Origin of the sequence: Mycobacterium sp. BK086, from assembly GCA_004362315.1 — a bacterium.
In the GTDB taxonomy this organism is placed as follows: domain Bacteria; phylum Actinomycetota; class Actinomycetes; order Mycobacteriales; family Mycobacteriaceae; genus Mycobacterium.
In genome coordinates this window covers 96,933-115,529 of the sequence record SNWL01000010.1, presented here as the reverse complement: position 1 = coordinate 115,529, position 18,597 = coordinate 96,933, and the positions used below count along the sequence as shown (strand labels likewise).

The following is an 18,597-nucleotide window of genomic DNA, read 5'->3' as shown; positions in this document are numbered from 1 at the left end:
AGTCCGGCGCCAACCACCCACGGCCATCGGGGTCGAGGAGACGCCACGGCGTGGGGAGCCCAATCTGCCGCCGCTGTGGCGGGCTGGGCGGGTGGCCACGGCCCACCGCCGGAACCTGGTGGGGGCAACGGTGACGGAGGGGTGACCACAGCAGATCCTTTCGTGTTCTTGCCATCACCCGGCCTGCAGGCCGACCAGCTCAGTGCGTTGTTCTCAACCAGGACGCGCAGACCTCAATTCTTGCCTAGGTGTGGGCTCAAAATGGATCGATGCTGCAAATCGGCGCTCCCGCACCCCCTTGGCTAGACTTGCTCTGGCGTGGGCTTCAGCGGATCGTTCTGGGCGTGTTCGAGGTCCTCGGCGTAGGGGGCAAAGGGCCCTCCGGCGATCGAGAATGGCGAACGCACCCATATGTTGGGCCACGTCGGTACTCGGGTCTTTGACGAGAGCGGCCATCCAATCGTTCGCCGAATCGAGTAGCTCGGCTGGATCTTCTCCACTGACGCGCGTCTCCGGGTCGCCCTCACACCGTAGACGTCAAGTGGAGACCGACACATCCTCCTGTCCTGTCGACCTGGAGAAGTCACCTGCTACCTCTGCCGAGAACGCTCCCCAGCATCATGAGAGCATGGCCGAAATATGTTCTGCCACATAATGACTGCGCGTCTCGGCTAGGAGGACGGTGTCGAATATCCCACCGCGGTAGCTTCACGGCGATGGATGGCGAGAAAAGGATCGTCCACAAGCCGATGAGTTCCATCCACGCGTTGATCGCAGCCAATGCCGACACCTACGACGTAGACACCGCCAGTTCGACGCCGCAGCATACCTGCGATTTGGATCATCGAATGCGCAGCGCATTAGGGGTGTCGTCTGACGTGAAGTCGCACTGCGGCAACGACGACGGCGGCGGAGTTCTCATCATCGGGGCCTCGTGCGATCTTCCGCTCCGGAGGTTGATCGGCCACCTGATTATTGGACTGGAAGTTGAGTAGTGCATTACTGACGTGACCACTCACGATGATGATTAGCGTGGTTGAAGGCGTGTGCCTTGCGCCGCAGTTCTGCAGCGACGGGGAGAGGATCATGGAAATTCATTGCTGTTTGCTCTTCGTGCACACTTCAGCGAGAGTGGCCGCGGCAACCGTGATCGGCCTCGGCCTAGCGGTTCTCGTGGGATGCGGAGGCGGACCGATCACGCCCCAAGTGTCCAATACACCCCTTAGGCCGGCGACAACGGCTACGACATCAGCGGCGTCCGTCGCCACGGGCGGCGACCCCTTGCCACCGGTCGCGTCAGTGTCGACGGTGTCGAACACCACGACACCTCCGGCACTTTCAACGACCACCACTACTCCTGCCACGCCCACGCCCACGCCCACGACAAGGACAGGTTCCGCCGCCCCGTCGCCAACGTCCGGCGTGCCGACGAGCAGCTCGACTAGGTAGTCCCCACCATGTCCGCCGAACGGGAAGCAGAAACAGCGGCTCTGTCCCCGGCTGCGCCCCCGGTATCCAAACCCGTTGTCATCACCGTCTTTACCGCGATCGCGTCGCAGGCGGCATTGATCACCGCGCTGCTGTATTTCTTCGGGCGGGTGCACGTCAGTGCGGTATATGGCTACTTTGGCATTGACGCCAATTCCCTGGGCTTCTCGACCAGCGACTATGTCGTTGGCAGCCTGAACGCGACACTTCCGCCAGTCGTCCTGTGCGCGTTGGCGATTCTCGCGGTTCTCGCCCTCGTCAAGCGGTTGGACCGAGTAGTTTCGCTCATCCGGCAGCGAGGTCGCATCAAACGAATGACGACCATCGCGATCGGCGTCGTCATCGTCATGTGCGCGATAGTGGTGCTGAACGGAATCTCGCGCCTGCCCACTGCGGCGTATTCGCGAGGCTACCCTTTGCCGATCGCGGTCATGGGCATGGCCGTCGCTGTGGGCGTGGGTCGACGAATTCTGGCGCCGGCTGGCGGCAATGCCCAACCGACCGATCCGTTGTGGTCGATGATGGTGGCCGCGTTCGCATTGGCCGGCGTGCTGTGGGTTACCGACCTCTATGTCGGCGCCAGTGGTCATCGCGAGGGCGAAGACAAGGCCAACACTCTGCGGTCGTCAACGAGTAGCGATTTGGTGCTGTATAGCGCGAATCGACTAGCGATCGCGGGACCCGGCGTTCAGTCAGACTCCATTATCGGCGCGGACAATCGATATCACGTCCAGTACTCCGGATTGCGCTTGCTCATTCGGACGGCACAGGAGTACGTGATCGTTCCTGCGTACTGGCAGAAGGGACGCGACCACGTGATCGTTCTTCCTGTTGGTGACTCAATCAGATTCGACCTGGTCCCGCACTGAGGCTGGGCCCGCTGAGCGGAAGTCGGCGCTGGGGATCCGGGAGCCTCGACGGAACCTGTTTCGTCATAGTCGTTTTCGACATCACTGGTAACCCGCCATATTCGATTCCGCCGTATTCTCCCGTGCCGCCACGCACGTAGATCAGCTAGGGTGCTGTAGGAGGCCAGGCGCTCTTACCGGCCGTGGGGCTGCGACGTGATCGGGTGGCGTGCTTCATTGAGCATCGAGGCCCACCATTGGTCCCGGGCTTGTATCGGGCGCAGCGCCGTTCTCGACTCCGGTATCACATCGTGATTATCTGGTGTGGTCGGACGCTTCCCCCACTACAACGATGTTCGCCCGGGTTACCGTCGACCCCGCTACCGCCTGGAACGTCTTCTCCGATCACGAACGGATGCCTGAATGGACGCCCGCACGCGCCGTTGCCCTAGAACCATCCGGGAAGCCCCGACAAGCGCGGTGTGGGTGCGGTTGGCGCTCTACATATGTGGAGCCGGACCATCCGCGCACGAGACACAGGTTTCGAACCGCCGACAAGACTCGAGTACAAGCTCTTATCCGGCTTGCCTCTCCGCGATTACACCGGCCAAATCACCATCGAGCCAAGCGGCCACACCAGCTTGATTTCCACTGCTATCAGCTTCCGCACGATCGTTCCAGGCACGCAGCTTCGTGTCGCCATTGCCATACGCGCCGCGCGTGCCGGCGCCGCCTGGGCCGCTCTACGACGAGATATCTGGGACCCTCTCGCTTCGACTGGTTGGTCGTGTTGGCGCGTCGCTACGCCGCAAGGCATTTGACGGGTACTAGGGGGACTTTCGGCCCGTCCCGGTTTGCCGCTGCGAGGACGACCGACATGGTCCTCTAGCCGGCGGTATGTCGTGCCAGATCCGCGGTGGTAATACCATTTCAGTGAAGAGAGCAATAACGGCACCGAGGCGTGGCGACTCCGGAGGGCCGAGAGTTCCGGGTTCAGTTGTGCCCCAGTGCTCCACAACAGACACACTTGTGCGCGTGTACGCGATCTAAACTGGTTCACCGACTCGTTGTTCGACTGCGCTGAGCCGGCGGGTCACCTCCGGAATGACCCTATCGGCCATGTACTGGATGCGCTCGGAGCCGGATTCGATTGACTCGCCCGGGAATTGCACCCAGTAGTGGAAGTCACGGATCTGTGGGTATGCGGTGGCCAGCGCGACAAGTTCGTCGACGGCCATCGACGCGTCCAGCAGCCGGTACGCGCCGGAGTCAAGCACGGCTTGTGAGCTCGTGTACTGCGACGGTTGGTCGGGGCCCTCGAACGAGCCCCACTCAATGTACTTGTTCATCTGATAGAGCACGTTCTCGCTGATCTGCGACCACACGCGGTCGGGATCTTCAGCGATGATGGTCCATTGGCTGGCGTAGATGCGGCCCTCATCGAGGTTGCGGCCGTGGCGTTGCAGTGCATCGAGGTAAACCTGGCAGTGATCGTTGGACAGGGTGATGACACCATCGCCGGCGCGGGCGGCCCGATCGATGCCCACAGGTGACTGCGCACCCACGAGCAGGCGGGGGGCGACCTCGGGGACGGGCGTCACTGGCAGCGCGGGAAGGGACAGTCGTTTGCCTTCGTAGCCGTCGGCGCTGCCGGTCCACGCTTGGCGGATGATCGCGATGGCGTCTTCCAGAAGGCTAGGTCGGTGCTTGACCGTGCGGCCGAAACCGCTGAACTCGAGTTCGCGGTAACCCAATCCGACGCCGAGATCGAATCGGTTGCCGGACAACAGCGACAATGCGGTGGCGTCTTCGGCGAGGCGGACCGGGTTGTGCAGGCCCGCAACGATGATGTTGGTCCCGATCCGCATGGTCGACGTCCGAGCAGCCAGCGTGGCCGCCATCATCAGCGGCGACGACGCGTAGTGATCATCGGCAAAGTGGTGCTCGCTCAACCAGACTGAACCGAACCCCAGCTGCTCGGCCCACACCGCCTGATCGATTGACTGGCGGTACAACTCACCGGCCGGTTTCCGCCACCGTTGAGGATTGCGGAAGTCGTACCAAAGCCCGAACGTCGGAAGCTCAGGCCGTTGTGGTGTGTTCATGACGTCTCCTTGCGTTGGGATGGCCTAGGTGAACAGCATTCCGCCGTCGATGAGAGGGGATTGGCCGGTCATGTAGTTGGAATCCGGGCCGGCCAGGTAGGACACGAACGCGGCGACGTCCTCGCCGGTGGAGACTCGGCCCAACGTGATGCCCAGGGCCATCGCCTTCATCGACTCGCCTTCCCCGACGTTGTTGATGGCGCCGAGGTCGCGATCGACTTCGACCCACATGTGGGTGTCGACGATGCCCGGGCAGTAGGCGTTGACGGTGATTCCGTGTTGCGCCCATTCCTGGGCCGCGGACTGCGTCAGCGCCCGAACCCCGAACTTGGACGAGCTGTACACGCCGAGTAGCGGAAAGCCTTTGTGCCCCGCGATGGAACACGCCCCGATGATCTTGCCGCCGGTGCCCTGTTTGATCATCTGTCGCGCCGCCTCGGTGTAGCAGAGAAAGACTCCGCGTCCGTTCACGGCGTGCACCTGGTCGTACTCCTCGGGGGTGACATCGAGAAGGGCCTTGGTCTGGGCGATTCCGGCGTTGGCGACCATCACGTCGAGCGATCCGAGTTCGGCTGCGGTGTCGGCGACCAGTCGTCGGACCGAATCGGGATCAGACACGTCGCCGGTGAGGGCGGCGGCTCGGGCGCCGAGCTCTTCGAGCTCTTTGCGGGTGACGGCGAGCTCGTCCTTCATCGACGGGAGGTCGGAGACGGCCAGGTCATGGCCGTCCTGGGCCAGTCTGAGGGCGATGGCTTTGCCGATGCCCCGAGCGGCGCCGGTGACGTGTGCGACGGTCATGATGTCTCCTTTGGGATGGGTGAATGGTGTTGTGGCATCAGCCGGTTGGGTCGACGAGGAGTTTCATTTTTCGTCCGGCCCGGAGCGCCTCGAAGCCCTGTTCGAGAACGCCACTCATCGGGATGGTGTCGACCCAGCCGGTGGTGTCGTAGTGGCCCTGGGCCATCAGCGCGATGACCGCACGGAAGTCGTCGCCGGTGTAGCAGATGGTGCCCTGGATCCGGCGCTCCCGCAGGACGAGGTTGATCAGCGGTGTCGTGATCGGTTTGTCGTAGATCGCGACGCTGATCAGTGGGCGGCGCTCACCGATGCATTCCAGTGCCGATTCGACGGCCGGCGCCACGCCCGCGGCGTCGAAGGCGGCGTCGACCCCGTCGCCGCTGGTGCGGTCGGCGATCAGGTCGGCGACGTCGACGGCCGTGGGATCGAGGGTGCGCGCGCCGAGGGCCTCGATCGACCTCCGGCGGGTCGGGGAGGGCTCCACGACGTCGATCTCGGTCAACCCCATGCCGCGCAGCGCGAACCACAGCCCGATGCCGATCGGTCCCGCGCCGTAGATGAGGGCGCGGCTTTGGTCAGTGACTTCGCCGAGGACCGCTGCGTGGTAGGCCACCGACATCGGCTCGACGAGGGCGCCCATCTCCAGCGGGATGCTGTCAGGTAGCCGGTGAACCTGATTCTGCGGGACCACGGTGTATTCGGCCATCCCGCCGTCGGCCATCAGGCCATGGAAGCCGACTGAGGTGCACAGGTTGTACTGGCCGCGTCGGCATGGACGGCAGTGGCCGCACCGGTAGATGGGTTCGATCGTCACGCGGTCACCTTCGGCTACTGCGGTGACTCCGCCGCCGACTTCGGTTACTACGCCGGAGAATTCGTGGCCGATGACAACCGGCATTGCTTTACCGGTCAATGGGTGCGGCTGATCGGGTGGGATGAAAATCGGCCCGTCGTAGTACTCGTGCAGGTCGGTGCCGCAGATCCCGTTGCGGCTGACCTGGACCTTGACCTGCCCTTCGCCGGGGGTCGGCTCGGGTACGTCTTCGATCTCGAGTTTGTGGTTTCCGTAGTACACGGCGGCGCGCATGGTGGTCTCCCGAACTTAGAGGGTGCGAACGAGCTTCTTGTTGGCGAACTCGTCGAGGCCGAAGCGGCCGAGTTCGCGGCCGATGCCGGAGTTCTTCACTCCGCCGAACGGCAGGTCCGGCGCGCTCTTGACGGTGGTGTTGACGCCCACCATGCCGACGTCGAGTCGATCGGCGACGTCGTCGGCCTGCTCGAGGTCACCGGTGAACACTGCGCTGCCGAGCCCGTACGGTGAGTCGTTGGCCATCTCGATGGCGTCGTCGACCGAATCAACCTGATAGAGAACGGCTACCGGCCCGAAGAGTTCCTCGCGGTAGGCGCGCATTTCCGGTGTGACCCCGGTGAGCACCGTTGCCGGATAGAAGGCGCCAGGACCGTCGGGAATCTCGCCGCCGAGGTGAACTGTGGCGCCCTTGGCGATGGCGTCCTCGACCTGGCCGACGAGATCGGTGCGCGCGGCGAGTGAGGCCATCGGTCCCAACTTGGTGTCTGCGTTTGTCGGATCGCCGAGCTGCCATTGGCGGGCTTTGGTGACGAACCCGTGCAGGAATTCGCCGAACACGGACGATTCGACGATCATCCGCTTCGATGAGGTGCACACCTGTCCGGCGTTGCCGAATCTGCCTGCTACCGCGGCCGTTGTCGCGTTGTCGATGTCGGCACCGGGAAGCACGATGAAGGGGTCCGAGCCGCCGAGTTCCAGCACCGCCTTTTTCATGTGCCGACCGGCGAGTTCACCCACAGCACTACCGGCGCGCTCGGAGCCGGTCAGCGAAACACCCTGCAGCACAGGGTTGGCGATCATCGTCGCGACCTGGTCGGTGGTGGCGAACACGTTCTGATAGACCCCGGCCGGGGCACCAGCGAGCTCCAGCATCTCGGCTAGGCGTAGCGCTTGTTGCGGGCAGTTGGCCGCATGCTTGAGCAGAATGGTGTTGCCCAGCAACAGGTTCGGTGCGACGAATCGGGCGGCCTGGTAGTACGGGAAGTTCCAGGGCATGATCCCCAGCAGCACCCCGATCGGTGCGGTGCGGACGACCGCCTTACCAGAGCCGGCGATGTCGAGGACTTCGTCGGCGAGCAGTTCTGGCCCCTTGGTGGCGTAGTACTCGAAGATCGACGCAGACAGTTCGATCTCACCTTTGGCCTGGGTGACGGGTTTGCCCATCTCCAGGGTCATCAGCTGGGCCAGCTCGGTGGCGTTCTGCCGGAACAGATCGGCAACCCGTCCGATGACGGCAGCGCGTTCTTTGAGGTCGGCTTTGCGCCAGTCGAGGTAGGCCTCGTGCGCCCGGATGAGCGCCTTCTCGGCGTCGGCGTCAGCGATCGTCTCGAAGCCTCGGATGAGTTCGCCGGTAGCGGGATTGACGGTGGCGTACTTGCTTGCCATTGTCACGCCTCCGCGAGGACGTCAGCGCTGGAAATGAAGCTCGGGTATCCAGACACGATCTCGGCTGAGGAAATGGCGCGGAATTCCTTCATGCCGCCGAGGTAGAACATCACCGTGCGCTTCTTGCCGGGGATGTTGGCGCCGAAGATCCACGATGCGGCGCGCGGGAAGAGGGTCTGATCAGCGATCTCACCGCAGGTTTCGGTCCAGGCCGTTTCGACGTCGGGTTTGACTTCCAACCAGCCGGCGTCGGTGGTCGACACGTGGCGGATGGCCTCGGCGATCCATTCGACCTGAGTCTCGATGGTCGGGGGCAGGTTGGTGAAGGGTCCGTTCGGTCCGAGGATCATGAACATGTTGGGGAACCCGGTGGTGGCCACTCCGAGATAACTCGTGGGTCCATCGGCCCAATGGTCGCTGAGGCTGTGGCCGTTACGGCCTCTGATATCGACGCGCCTGTAGTTGCCGTCGACGGCGTCGAACCCGGTGGCCAAGATGAGCACATCGAGTTCGTGCAGAGCGCCGTCCGCAGTGACTATGCCCTTTTCAGTAACGTGCGTGATCGGAGTTTCCTTCAGGTTCACCATCGACACGTTGGGTCGGTTGAAGGTTTCGTAATAACCGGAGTCGCACAGCGGCCGGCGGGCGTGCAGGCCGGTCGGCATCAGCTTGCGGCGGGTCTCCGGATCCTTGACGATCTCGGTGATCTTGCGGCGGATGAAGCTCGCGGCTTCTTCGTTCGCGGCTTCGTTGGTGGCGATGTCGCAGAACGTGCCGAACATGAACCAGAATCCGCCGCCTTTGTTCCACGCGGCTTCGAAGATGCGTTCCCGCTCGTCGGCGCTCACGCTGAACGTCTCGATCGTGCTTTCCTCGAAACCCATCGCGACGCTGGAGTTGTGCACCTGATCCCAGTTGACGGTGAAGTCGTCGCGGTGTGACTGAAGCTCGGCCGGGCTCAGTTCGTAGTTTCCGGTGGGCACGCTGTACTGCGGGGTGCGCTGGAATGACGTCAGGTGCCCGACGGTGGGCGCGATGGCGGTGATGACCTGATTGCCGGTGGAGCCGTTGCCGATGACACCGACGCGCTTGCCGGTGAGGTCCAGATCCTCGGGCCAGGCACCGGTGTGCACGAGGCGGCCCTCGAAGTCGTTCATGCCGGGGAGGTCGGGCACGTTGGTGGCGGACAGGAGTCCGAGCCCGTTGACCAGGAAGCGGGACTCGAAGGTGATGCCGCGGTCGGTGTGTACCGTCCAGATGCCGGTGAGTTCGTCGAACGACGCGTCCGTCATCGCGGTCTCCAGAGCGATGTGGTCACGCAGGTCGTAGCGGTCCACGACCGCGTTGAGGTACTCAAGGATCTCGGGTTGCCGCACATACTTCGTCTTCCACGGGGTCTGGGCGTAGAGGTCGCGGTCGAACGAGTACTGGTAGACGAAACCCTCGGAATCGGAGAGAGCGCCGGGGTACTTGTTCCAGTACCACGTGCCCCCGACCCCACCGGCCTTGTCGATGGCGACGGCTTCCAGGCCCAAATCGTTGCGCAACTTGTGCAGCATGTAGATGCCACCGAATCCGGCGCCGACGACCAGTGCGTCGAGGCGGCGGGTGGTCGCTGTGCCGGTTTCAGCCATGAGAGTGCTCCTTGGTTTGCAGCACCGGTGTGGTGCAGTTCACTTTCCTGGCACCATGGTGTGCGGAGACACCACCACCTGCGGTGTTCTGTTTTGGAACACCGCGCACCACACCGACCGGCCACGATTGATACTCAGGACGCAATAGTGCGGTGCGAATTATGTATTGGAGTTTCTCGAGCGTTCGGCGCACAGTGGCCTTAACCGGCCTCGGTGAGGGAGCACGATATGTCCGACGAAGTGCGGCAGGTCCGTCAGGAGCTGATGCGTGTCGGCCTGCTGGGCGATGTTCGCACCGACGGAGTCGTCCCTGACCTCATCGTCCGCAGCTGGCGTCGATCCATCAGTATGCGTGCTGACGGCGCCAACCCTGCGCAGCGTTGCACCGAGATCGACACCGACTCGATCCTGCGTCGCGCGGCGGACCCGGTGCTCGACCGCTGGCAGTCACATCTGGCCGACACCGGGACCACCCTGTTTCTCAGCGACCGCAGCGGCGCGATCGTGGCCCGTCGCGCCAGCGACGGCACCGCGCGGCGGCGGCTGGACCGGGTGCATGCCGCGGAAGGATTCGACTACTCCGAGGATTCGATCGGTACCAACGGCCTGGGGACCTCCATGGTGGAGAAACGGGCCCTGCTCATCTCCGGCAGTCAGCACTACAACGATGCGCTGGCCACACTGGCCTGTGCGGCGGCGCCGGTGTGCACGCCGTCGGGTTCGGTGATCGGATCGATATCCCTTGGCGGCCCGATCGAGTCGGCGAACCCACTGATGTTGTCGCTCACCCGTGAGATCGGGCAGCAGATCGAGGAACGTCTCCGAAGCTCCGCGCGTCCGCAGGATCTCGCTCTGGCGATGTCGTTTACCCGCTTCACCAACTCTCAACGCCCGACCGTCGTCATGGACAGCGAGTCGATCCTGGCCAACACGCCCGGTCTGCCCTATATCGACGTGACATCGCATGTCATGTTGTGGGAACTGCTCAACAGCCACGACTGGACGGCAGCGAGGACACTGCGTCTACAACCCGACGGCACGACGGTGGAGGTGTTGGCGCGCAGGGTAATCGACGGAACCAGAACCCACTTCGTCTTGCACTTCGCCGATCTCGAACCCGTTATGAGCCGCGCCGTTGACGCCAGTCCCGACTCTGGAGTCCGGTCGTCGATCGTGACGACCGACGCGCAAGGCACACCTTCGGTGGTGGTGGTCGAGGGTCCAGCGGGATCCGGGCGTGCCACCCGTGCGCAATCTCTGCGTCCGGCGCGCCCCAGTGGCCAGCGATTCGAGGAGATCGTCGTCAATCCGTCACAGGCGACGGCCTGGGACGCCGCACAAGAACTGCTCCGCAACGGAACTGATGTCCTCCTGCGTCGCGCTGAGAACATCCCTGAGGCCGACGCCGAGCACGCCGCCGCCCTGTTGAGGGAGCATCTCGCCGCGTCGATTGCGGGTCAGCGCAGCAGTGCGCTGATGGTCACCGCCGACCGGGATCGGTGCTGCGTCTCGGTGTCCAACGTGCTTGACGAGATCGGTTACGCGGCAAGCACCCAACCGTTGTCTGCCACGCCAGAGCGCATACCGGCACTGGTGAAACGGGTGCTCGATCGCGTTGATCCCACCGGCCGGCACACCATGTCCCCTGCGGCACTGCAGTCGTTCGTTCAGTGGGGTTGGCCGGGCAACCTGACCGAGCTGGTCCAGACTTTGGCGACGGTGGTCAAGCAGGTACCGACGTCGGTGATCGAGCGCCGCCACCTCCCGCGCCATTTGCAGCAAGCGCCGCCCCGACGTCACCTGACCCTGCTCGAGGCCGCCGAGCGGGACGCGATCATCAAGGCACTCGACGCGGCATCGGGCAACAAGTCCGAAGCTGCCGCATTACTCGGTATGGGCCGAACGACGCTGTATCGACGGCTCCGCCTGCTCGGCCTGGACACGGGTGAGACCTCGCTGTGACGGGCCGGTGTCGCAGGACGCGGGCCAGCGTTGGACGCCGCCGGCCCCGCGCCGACGGACACTGCGCAACCGACGTCAGTGACTTCGCCCGAGCCCGAGATCAACTCAACTGGCAGCCAACTGCCGGTTGGTAGCATCGCCGGATGACCACCGCCAGCGACCGACGACTGCGCGCCGATGCGGTCCGCAACGTCGGACGCATCCTGCGCGCTGCGAGCCGCGTCTACGCCGAGCGCGGGCCCGATGCGCCGTTGGACGAGGTCGCACGCTTCGCCGGCGTCGGGGCCCGGACCCTTTACCGGCATTTTCCCACCAAGGAGCACCTCGTTCGGGCCGCGCTCGACTTTTGCGTCGTCGAAGACCTGACGCCGGCAATCGAAAAGGCACTCGCAGAGGATGATCCGCGGCGTGGGTTGCAGAATCTGATGGAGGCCTCGTTGAGGCTGTCTGCCCGAGAGTTCAATCTGTTGGCTGCCGCCAGGAGCGTCGGCGCGCTACCTGTTGAGTCGGCCCAGCGATTCTATGACTCGCTGAACGAACTGGTGTGCCGCGCTCAGCGCAGTGGCCAGATTCGTGACGACCTGGTCGCTGAGGATCTGCCGAGGATCATGGCAATGATGTTCGGGGTGGTTTCGACCCTTGGCCCCGGCACTGACGGCTGGCAGCGGTATCTGGCCATCATCCTCGAGGGCCTCGCCTCCGACCCGACGATCCCCCTTCCACCCCCGGCGAAACAGATCGAGTTGCCCCGGCGGGGTAGCTGGCCCATGTGAGCGTGAGCGTGTCCCGCTCGCTACCGCGTGGCCACGACCGTCAGCGAATTGCTCAGCGGTGCAAAAACATCAGTGGCCGGAAGCGTACGTCCATACGAGTCGAACAGCTCGGCCCTGCTGTACTGGACCGCGTGCCAGCCGTGTCGGACGAGGTAGTCCGCTACCGGCTTGCGTGGACCGGGATAGAACAGCGTGGACGCGTTCATCCCGAAGCCCTGGCCCTCCACCGGGTGAGTGACGTGCGCGGTGGCCCCGCCAACGCCGGCCCCGCCGTCCGGGTGGTAGTCGGTTGCCAGCTGACTGCCGGGCGCGCTGAGCGCGGTGATGGAGTCGAAGAGCCGGTCTTGGCTCTCATGGGGCAAATACATCACGAGCCCTTCGGCGAGCCATGTGGTAGGCGCGTCGGCGTCAAATCCGCTGCGGCGCAGCGCTGCAGGCCAGTCTTCGCGGAGGTCGATGGCCACCGCGCACCGTTGGGCGGTGGGGATCGCGCCGATCGACTCCATGGTCTCGGTCTTGAACCCAATAACCTCCGGTTTGTCGATTTCGTAGACGACGGTGCCCGCTGACCACCCAATCCGGTAGGGCCGCGAGTCCAGCCCGGAGGCCAAGATGACTACTTGACGGATACCCGTCGCATCGGCGGCCAGGCAGTAGTCGTCGAAGAAGCGGGTTCGCACGGCCATCACCGGTGTGATCAGACCGGATATGTCGACGGTGCCTTGCGGCGACGCCGGGTCCACGGTGCCGCCGGCGAGGAGCCTGGTGAAGTAGTCGACGCCCACCGCGCGCACCAGTGGCGCAGCGAACGGATCGTGGATGAGCGCGTCGTGTTCGGTGCTGGCGAGCGCTCGTCCTACCGCGACGAGGGTCGCGGTGGCACCGACACCGGAGGCCAGATCCCAGCTGTCGCCCTCGGTGCGGGTCATGGCTTAGGGTCCGCGGACAGCAGTGTGGCGCTGATGTATTGCGTATCGGCAAAGCCAGCGGCTTCCTTCTCGTCAAGGATTGGCAGGCCGTGCGCGGCGAACAACTCGTTGTAGGTGCTGGCGCTCACCTGCCAGCCATGACGGCCCAGATAGGTGGTGGCCGGGGTGCGGTCACCGAAATACACCAGCTCGTTGAAGTCGAGATCGACACCTAGATCGCGCCATTGCTGGGTCGTCTGCTGCATGCGTCGTCTCATGTGCTGTTCGTCGACCCCCTCGGGCACCGGGACGCTGTCGGTGGACAACCGGCTGCCCGACGCCGACAACGCAGTGATGGTGTCCAGGAGCTGGTCCTGGGCAGCCGGCGGGAGATAACTGAGCAGCCCTTCGGCGCTCCACGCCGTCGGCTGGGTGGGGTCGAAGCCGGCGTCCGTGAGCGCGGTCGACCAGTCGGAGCGTAGGTCGACCGCCACGGTGCGGTGCTCGGCCGTGGGCACCGCGCCAACCGCAGCGAGGGTGTGGGTCTTGAACTCGATGACGTTGGGCAGATCGATCTCGTAGACCGTGGTGCCGACGGGCCAGGAGAGTCGATAGGCACGCGCATCGAGGCCCGACGCCAGGATGACCACCTGAGCGATACCCGATCGGGTGGCGGCGAGGAAGAAGTCGTCGAAGAACAAGGTGCGCACGGCCATGCCCTGTGCCAGCCGCCGGAGCTCGTCACCGGCGGCGTCGCTGAGTTCTTCGAGGGTGAGATCGCCGTTGGCCAAGCGGGCCAGCACGTCGATGCCCACGGCTCGAACCAGCGGTTCGGCGTAGGGATCGGTGATCAGCGGGTGCTCGGCGCAGGCCGCCATTGCCCTGGCGGTGGCAACCATAGTTGCCGTTGCCCCGACGCTGGACGCGAGATCCCAGGAATCGCCATCGGTACGTGCCATCAACGACCGTCCTTGTCTATTGCTGCTGGTGCGGATCAACGACAGTGGTGTCACTGCGGTGCCAGGCAGACCATCGTGACACACCACTGTCAGTTCGTGGTTTTCCCGACACTACCATAACTGGCAGTCTATGTGCCATTTAGTGAATCCAGCTATGCCGTTGCAGGTGGGACCGTGGCGCCGAGCTGACGTCGCCGCGACCGACGCTTGCCCGTGCGGCGGAGTTGAATTCCCTTGTCGCAGAAGGACTACACCACACTGTCTGGAGAATGTGATTCACACTCCCCCCGCGAGCCCCAATTGCGCGGATGGCAGACCTAACACCTCGCCGAGCAATAAATGGCAGTGGCGCTGCTGGTTATGCCTCGGGGAAGTCGGTACTAGACGGCAGTCGGCTGGGAGAGGCGTGTCGTGATGTCACGCTCGGGTGATTTATTCGACCGCCAACGATGCGGTGTCTTCGAGGACGGACAACTCGTGCAGGACCGCGCGCAGCGCGGGGGCGTCGTCGTCGCGCCGCCACGCCGCGCGCAGGTGGACATCGCCGGCCGCGGGAACCGATTCGTCGAGCGGGATGAACACCACATGAGGGTCGGTGACATTGCGTGCCACCGATGCCAGCGTCAGGTGGTTGCCGACCTGCGCGCTGACCAGGGCCAAAGCAGTCTGCGTGTCTGGTGCCACCTGGACCACATCGGCGACGAACCCGCTGGCACGGGCCAGGCGGCGCAATCGGTCGGGGAGCACGGAGCCTTCGTGCGGAGGCAGCGTCACGAAGGCGTCCGAGGAAATCTGCGATAGCGACAGGCGGTGCGCGCTGGCCAGGGCGTGGGTGTCCGGTACCGCCAGGACTAGTGCGTCGCGCATCACGATGCGTGCCTCCACGTCAGCCGGGATGACATCCCAACGGCCCAGCGCGATGTCGATCTCGCCGGCAAGCAGGCGTTTCATCGCGGGCTGTGCGAAATTCTGGCTGGACATCTCCAGCACGATCCCCGGTCGCTGTGAGCGCACCGCCCGCGCGAGCCGGGCTATCAGCGGGTGTGTCGACACACCGGCAAAGGCGATGCGCACCGTTCCCACCTCGCCGTGGTCGGCCGATTCGACCGCGGTGCGGGCGCGACGCAGCGCCTCAAGGACGTCCTTGGCGGGGTCCACTAGAGCGTGCCCCGACGACGTCAACCGGACAGAGCGGGTGTTGCGATCGAACAACCGGGTGCCCAGCTCGCGCTCCAGTTGTTTGATCGTCCGGCTCAACGGTGGCTGGGCGACGTGCAATCGCTCTGCGGCGCGGCCGAAGTGCAGCTCCTCGGCTACGGCAAGGAACGAGCGAAGCTGGTCGATGTCCATGCCCTGGTACCTCGTATCCCACTGATCGGCCAGATTATTGTTCACAGGGTAATACAGAGCGACCAATTAGGTATTGGACTGTCACTAATCAATGGGGTCATAGTGATCGCATGTACACCGGCAATCCCGACGTCCCCGATGATGTCTTCAGCGACGTCCTCAAACAGATCTCTGTGTTCGTCGCCACGAAGGTGATGCCGCGCGAGTCGGAGATCATGACGACCGACGCCATCCCGGCCGACCTGCGGGCGCGGGCGGCCGAGATGGGGCTGTTTGGCTATGCGATCCCGCAGGAGTGGGGCGGCCTGGGCCTCGACCTCGTGCAGGATGCCGAGGTGGCCATGGAACTGGGCTACACGTCGCTTGCCCTGCGGTCGATGTTCGGCACTAACAACGGGATTGCTGGTCAGGTTCTGGTCGGGTTCGGTACCGATGAGCAGAAGGCGCACTGGCTGCCTGGAATCGCCTCGGGCGACATCGTGGCGTCGTTCGCACTCACGGAGCCCGGCGCCGGATCCAACCCCGCGGGCCTCAAGACCACCGCGACGCCCGACGGGGACGGCTGGCGCATCAACGGCAACAAGCAGTTCATCACCAACGCCACCGAGGCCGGCCTGTTCGTGGTGTTCGCGCGCACCGCCGCGGCGACCCAGAACAGCACCGGCATCGCGGTTTTCCTGGTGCCCGCAGGGGTGCCCGGCATCACCATCGGTAGCAAGGACGCCAAGATGGGCCAGGAGGGGTCGCGCACCGCTGATGTCACGTTCACCGAAGTGCGCGTAGGGCCCGAGGCGCTGGTCGGCGGTGACGGCGACATCGGCTACCGGGCCGCAATGACATCATTGGCGCGCGGCCGCATCCATATGGCTGCCTTGGCCGTCGGCTGCGCGCGACGCGCACTCGACGAATCGGTCGCCTACGCGGCGACCGCGACCCAGGGCGGCACCCCGATCGGGAATTTCCAACTCGTTCAGGCGATGATCGCCGACCAGCAGACGGGGGTGCTCGCGGGCCGGTCGTTGGTCCGCGAGGCTGCCAGGCTCTACGTCACCGGCGAAGACCGGCGCATCGCGCCGTCGGCGGCCAAGCTGTACTGCACCGAAATGGCAGGAAGGACAGCCGATTTGGCGGTCCAGGTCCACGGCGGGGCGGGATACATGCGCGAGGTGGCCGTCGAGCGAATCTATCGGGACGTTCGACTGATGCGACTCTACGAGGGGACGAGTGAAATCCAGCGCCTGATCATCGGCGGGGGGCTGGTCCGCCAGGCACAGCGGAGCGCGTCGTGACCCTGCCGCTCGAGGGGATCACCGTTGTCGCGATCGAACAGGCCGTTGCTGCCCCCCTCGCCACTCGCAACCTCGCCGACCTCGGCGCGCGGGTGATCAAGGTGGAACGTACGGACGGCGGTGATCTGGCCCGCGGCTACGACCACGTCGTCCACGGCACCGGGGCGCACTTCGTGTGGCTCAACCGCGGCAAGGAATCTTTGGCCGTCGATCTCAAATCCGCCCAGGGCCGCGGCGTCGTGCGGCGCTTGGTCGACAGTGCTGACGTCTTCCTGCAGAATCTGGCGCCGGGTGCTGTCGAGCGGCTGGGACTCGGCGCTGACGAACTGCGTTGCACGCGGGGTGAATTGATCGCTGTCAACATGTCCGGTTTCGGCCGCGGCGGGCCGCTGGAACAGCGTAAGGCCTACGACATGCTCATCCAGGCCGAAGCCGGCCTCATCTCGATTACCGGGACGTCCGACGCGGCGGTCAAGACCGGCATCCCGACCGCCGATATCGCCGCCGGCATGTACGCGTCACAGGCGGTCCTGGCCGCGCTGCTGCGACGCTGCCGGACTGGTGAGGGTGCCACCATCGACGTCGCTATGCTCGATGCGACGGTGGAATGGATGGGCCACGCGCTGTACACGCAGATGTGCACTGGCGCCCAACCGCCGCGAATGGGGTTGAGCCACAGCTCTATTGCTCCCTACGATTCCTATCCGACCAGTGACGGCGAAATTCTCATCGGTGTGCAGAACGACCGCGGTTGGCGTGCGCTGGTCACCGAGGTATTCGGGGCACCGCAACTCGCCGACGATCCGCGATTTGCGACCAACATGGCACGAGTCCGCAACCGGCATGAATGCGACGCGGTCGTGGCCTCGCACACGAAGCGTCAGACAGCCGCCGACCTCGACGCCCAACTGGCGGCGGCAGGCGTTCCTGCCGCACAGGTCAAAGGCCTCGAGCAGGTGCTCGACCACCCGCAGCTCCGTCAGCGCGACCGCTGGCGCAGCATCGGCACCGAGCATGCTCCGGTCGCAGCGCTGTTGCCTCCCGCCACCTTCGCCGATGTCGAGGCACGCATGGGGGACGTGCCCGCACTCGGCCAACACACCCACTCGCTGCTCATCGAGTCGGGCTTGGATGCCGCCGACGCCGACGCCCTCCTCGCCGGTGGCGTCGCCCGGCAGGCCGAGCGATTCCAGCCGACGAAGCGTTGATGAAAGGACTCGACATGCTCACTGGACGCACCGCCGTCATCACCGGAGGCGCCCAAGGCATCGGGCTGGCGATCGCTCGCCGGTTTGCCGACCACGGGGCCCGCATCGTCATCGGTGACCTCGACGAAAGCATGGCCAAGGAAGCCGCAGTGTCGCTCGGGGCCAACGCTCTCGGCGTCGGTTGCGACGTCGCCAGTTCCGAGGATGTGGCGGAACTGCTGCGAGCCGCGACGAGGGCATTCGAGTCAGTCGACATCATGGTGAACAACGCCGGTATCACCCGCGACGCGACCATGCGGAAAATGACCGAGCAACAGTTCGACGATGTCGTCACCGTCCATCTGCGGGGCTGCTGGAACGGCACCCGTCACGCCGCCGCCGTCATGCGGGAATCCGGGGGCGGCTCGATCATCAACATGTCGTCCATCTCCGGCAAGGTCGGGTTCATCGGCCAGACCAACTACTCGGCGGCCAAGGCCGGTATCGTCGGCCTGTCCAAGGCGGCCGCCAAGGAAGTGGCGCATCTCGGCGTGCGGGTCAACGTGATCCAGCCGGGACTGATCCGGACGGCCATGACCGAGGCGATGCCCGTACACGTCTGGGACCAGAAACTCGCTGAGGTTCCCATGCAACGCGCAGGTGAACCGGATGAAATCGCCTCCGTGGCACTGTTCTATGCATCGGATCTCTCGTCCTACATGACCGGGACCGTCGCGGAGGTCACCGGCGGACGCTATATGTGACACCACCAGAGCGAGGGCGGGGTGCGACCCGTCTGGATGGCGGGCAGATCCAGGTA

General features: G+C 64.7%; 15 protein-coding genes. 7 read left to right on the top strand and 8 right to left on the bottom strand.

Annotation, left to right across the window (positions count from 1 at the left end; translation table 11 throughout):
- The first annotated feature begins 716 nt into the window (after positions 1-716).
- On the top strand, positions 717-995 hold the full coding sequence (locus tag EV580_RS32380; protein WP_133696920.1) for a hypothetical protein: 279 nt from the start codon (positions 717-719) through the stop codon (positions 993-995).
- A gap of 462 nt (positions 996-1,457) precedes the next feature.
- Entirely contained in the window at positions 1,458-2,357 is a 900-nt protein-coding gene (locus EV580_RS32375) for a hypothetical protein (protein ID WP_132163781.1), read from the top strand.
- A gap of 1,025 nt (positions 2,358-3,382) precedes the next feature.
- Here the strand turns inward: EV580_RS32375 and EV580_RS32370 are convergent.
- The 5 genes from EV580_RS32370 to EV580_RS32350 are packed head-to-tail and all read right to left on the bottom strand — an operon-like array spanning position 3,383 to position 9,349.
- Entirely contained in the window at positions 3,383-4,441 is a 1,059-nt protein-coding gene (locus tag EV580_RS32370; protein WP_133696918.1) for an LLM class flavin-dependent oxidoreductase, read from the bottom strand.
- A 24-nt stretch (positions 4,442-4,465) separates the two neighbouring features.
- On the bottom strand, positions 4,466-5,239 hold the full coding sequence (locus EV580_RS32365) for an SDR family NAD(P)-dependent oxidoreductase (RefSeq protein ID WP_108055225.1): 774 nt from the start codon (positions 5,237-5,239) through the stop codon (positions 4,466-4,468).
- Positions 5,240-5,276: 37 nt separating this feature from the next.
- A complete protein-coding gene (locus tag EV580_RS32360; protein ID WP_133696917.1) occupies positions 5,277-6,326 on the bottom strand; it encodes a 2,3-butanediol dehydrogenase in 1,050 nt (349 codons plus the stop codon).
- Positions 6,327-6,341: 15 nt separating this feature from the next.
- Positions 6,342-7,715 (bottom strand): NAD-dependent succinate-semialdehyde dehydrogenase, encoded by a 1,374-nt coding sequence (locus EV580_RS32355; RefSeq protein WP_133696915.1) that lies wholly within the window; start codon positions 7,713-7,715, stop codon positions 6,342-6,344.
- Between the two features lie 2 nt (positions 7,716-7,717).
- Positions 7,718-9,349 (bottom strand): flavin-containing monooxygenase, encoded by a 1,632-nt coding sequence (locus EV580_RS32350; RefSeq protein WP_133696914.1) that lies wholly within the window; start codon positions 9,347-9,349, stop codon positions 7,718-7,720.
- A gap of 228 nt (positions 9,350-9,577) precedes the next feature.
- Here EV580_RS32350 and EV580_RS32345 point away from each other — a divergent pair, with 228 nt between their 5' ends.
- Complete coding sequence (locus EV580_RS32345) at positions 9,578-11,311, top strand: helix-turn-helix domain-containing protein (RefSeq protein WP_132163775.1); 1,734 nt, start codon at positions 9,578-9,580, stop codon at positions 11,309-11,311.
- 143 nt (positions 11,312-11,454) lie between these two features.
- Complete coding sequence (locus EV580_RS32340) at positions 11,455-12,084, top strand: TetR/AcrR family transcriptional regulator (RefSeq protein ID WP_108055230.1); 630 nt, start codon at positions 11,455-11,457, stop codon at positions 12,082-12,084.
- Positions 12,085-12,104: 20 nt separating this feature from the next.
- On the opposite strand, the gene EV580_RS32335 is transcribed toward EV580_RS32340, so the two are convergent.
- From EV580_RS32335 to EV580_RS32325, 3 genes are all read right to left on the bottom strand, one after another.
- Complete coding sequence (locus EV580_RS32335) at positions 12,105-13,013, bottom strand: SAM-dependent methyltransferase (protein WP_132163774.1); 909 nt, start codon at positions 13,011-13,013, stop codon at positions 12,105-12,107.
- Positions 13,010-13,951 (bottom strand): class I SAM-dependent methyltransferase, encoded by a 942-nt coding sequence (locus EV580_RS32330; protein WP_108055232.1) that lies wholly within the window; start codon positions 13,949-13,951, stop codon positions 13,010-13,012. Before EV580_RS32330 ends, EV580_RS32335 begins: the two co-directional genes overlap by 4 nt.
- 432 nt (positions 13,952-14,383) lie before the next feature.
- Positions 14,384-15,301 carry a LysR substrate-binding domain-containing protein gene (locus tag EV580_RS32325; protein ID WP_108055233.1) on the bottom strand — a complete coding sequence of 306 codons (918 nt, stop codon included), beginning with the start codon at positions 15,299-15,301 and terminating at the stop codon, positions 14,384-14,386.
- A 110-nt stretch (positions 15,302-15,411) separates the two neighbouring features.
- Between EV580_RS32325 and EV580_RS32320 the strand changes: the two genes are divergently transcribed.
- From EV580_RS32320 to fabG, 3 genes are read left to right on the top strand one after another with little or no spacing between them, the layout of a single operon-like run.
- A complete protein-coding gene (locus EV580_RS32320; protein ID WP_108055234.1) occupies positions 15,412-16,590 on the top strand; it encodes an acyl-CoA dehydrogenase family protein in 1,179 nt (392 codons plus the stop codon).
- Positions 16,587-17,798, top strand: coding sequence for a CaiB/BaiF CoA transferase family protein (locus tag EV580_RS32315; RefSeq protein ID WP_133696912.1), 1,212 nt, complete (start codon positions 16,587-16,589; stop codon positions 17,796-17,798). Before EV580_RS32320 ends, EV580_RS32315 begins: the two co-directional genes overlap by 4 nt.
- Positions 17,799-17,812: 14 nt before the next feature.
- Complete coding sequence (gene fabG / locus EV580_RS32310; RefSeq protein WP_108055500.1) at positions 17,813-18,541, top strand: 3-oxoacyl-ACP reductase FabG; 729 nt, start codon at positions 17,813-17,815, stop codon at positions 18,539-18,541.
- The last annotated feature ends 56 nt before the right edge of the window (positions 18,542-18,597 follow it).

Excerpts from the sequence above, each read along its gene's own strand:
- EV580_RS32380 (WP_133696920.1), top strand. The coding sequence starts at position 717 with ATGGATGGCGAGAAAAGGATCGTCCACAAGCCGATGAGTTCCATCCAC.
- EV580_RS32375 (WP_132163781.1), top strand. The coding sequence starts at position 1,458 with ATGTCCGCCGAACGGGAAGCAGAAACAGCGGCTCTGTCCCCGGCTGCG.
- EV580_RS32370 (WP_133696918.1), bottom strand. The coding sequence starts at position 4,441 with ATGAACACACCACAACGGCCTGAGCTTCCGACGTTCGGGCTTTGGTAC.
- EV580_RS32365 (WP_108055225.1), bottom strand. The coding sequence starts at position 5,239 with ATGACCGTCGCACACGTCACCGGCGCCGCTCGGGGCATCGGCAAAGCC.
- EV580_RS32360 (WP_133696917.1), bottom strand. The coding sequence starts at position 6,326 with ATGCGCGCCGCCGTGTACTACGGAAACCACAAACTCGAGATCGAAGAC.
- EV580_RS32355 (WP_133696915.1), bottom strand. The coding sequence starts at position 7,715 with ATGGCAAGCAAGTACGCCACCGTCAATCCCGCTACCGGCGAACTCATC.
- EV580_RS32350 (WP_133696914.1), bottom strand. The coding sequence starts at position 9,349 with ATGGCTGAAACCGGCACAGCGACCACCCGCCGCCTCGACGCACTGGTC.
- EV580_RS32345 (WP_132163775.1), top strand. The coding sequence starts at position 9,578 with ATGTCCGACGAAGTGCGGCAGGTCCGTCAGGAGCTGATGCGTGTCGGC.
- EV580_RS32340 (WP_108055230.1), top strand. The coding sequence starts at position 11,455 with ATGACCACCGCCAGCGACCGACGACTGCGCGCCGATGCGGTCCGCAAC.
- EV580_RS32335 (WP_132163774.1), bottom strand. The coding sequence starts at position 13,013 with ATGACCCGCACCGAGGGCGACAGCTGGGATCTGGCCTCCGGTGTCGGT.
- EV580_RS32330 (WP_108055232.1), bottom strand. The coding sequence starts at position 13,951 with ATGGCACGTACCGATGGCGATTCCTGGGATCTCGCGTCCAGCGTCGGG.
- EV580_RS32325 (WP_108055233.1), bottom strand. The coding sequence starts at position 15,301 with ATGGACATCGACCAGCTTCGCTCGTTCCTTGCCGTAGCCGAGGAGCTG.
- EV580_RS32320 (WP_108055234.1), top strand. The coding sequence starts at position 15,412 with ATGTACACCGGCAATCCCGACGTCCCCGATGATGTCTTCAGCGACGTC.
- fabG (WP_108055500.1), top strand. The coding sequence starts at position 17,813 with ATGCTCACTGGACGCACCGCCGTCATCACCGGAGGCGCCCAAGGCATC.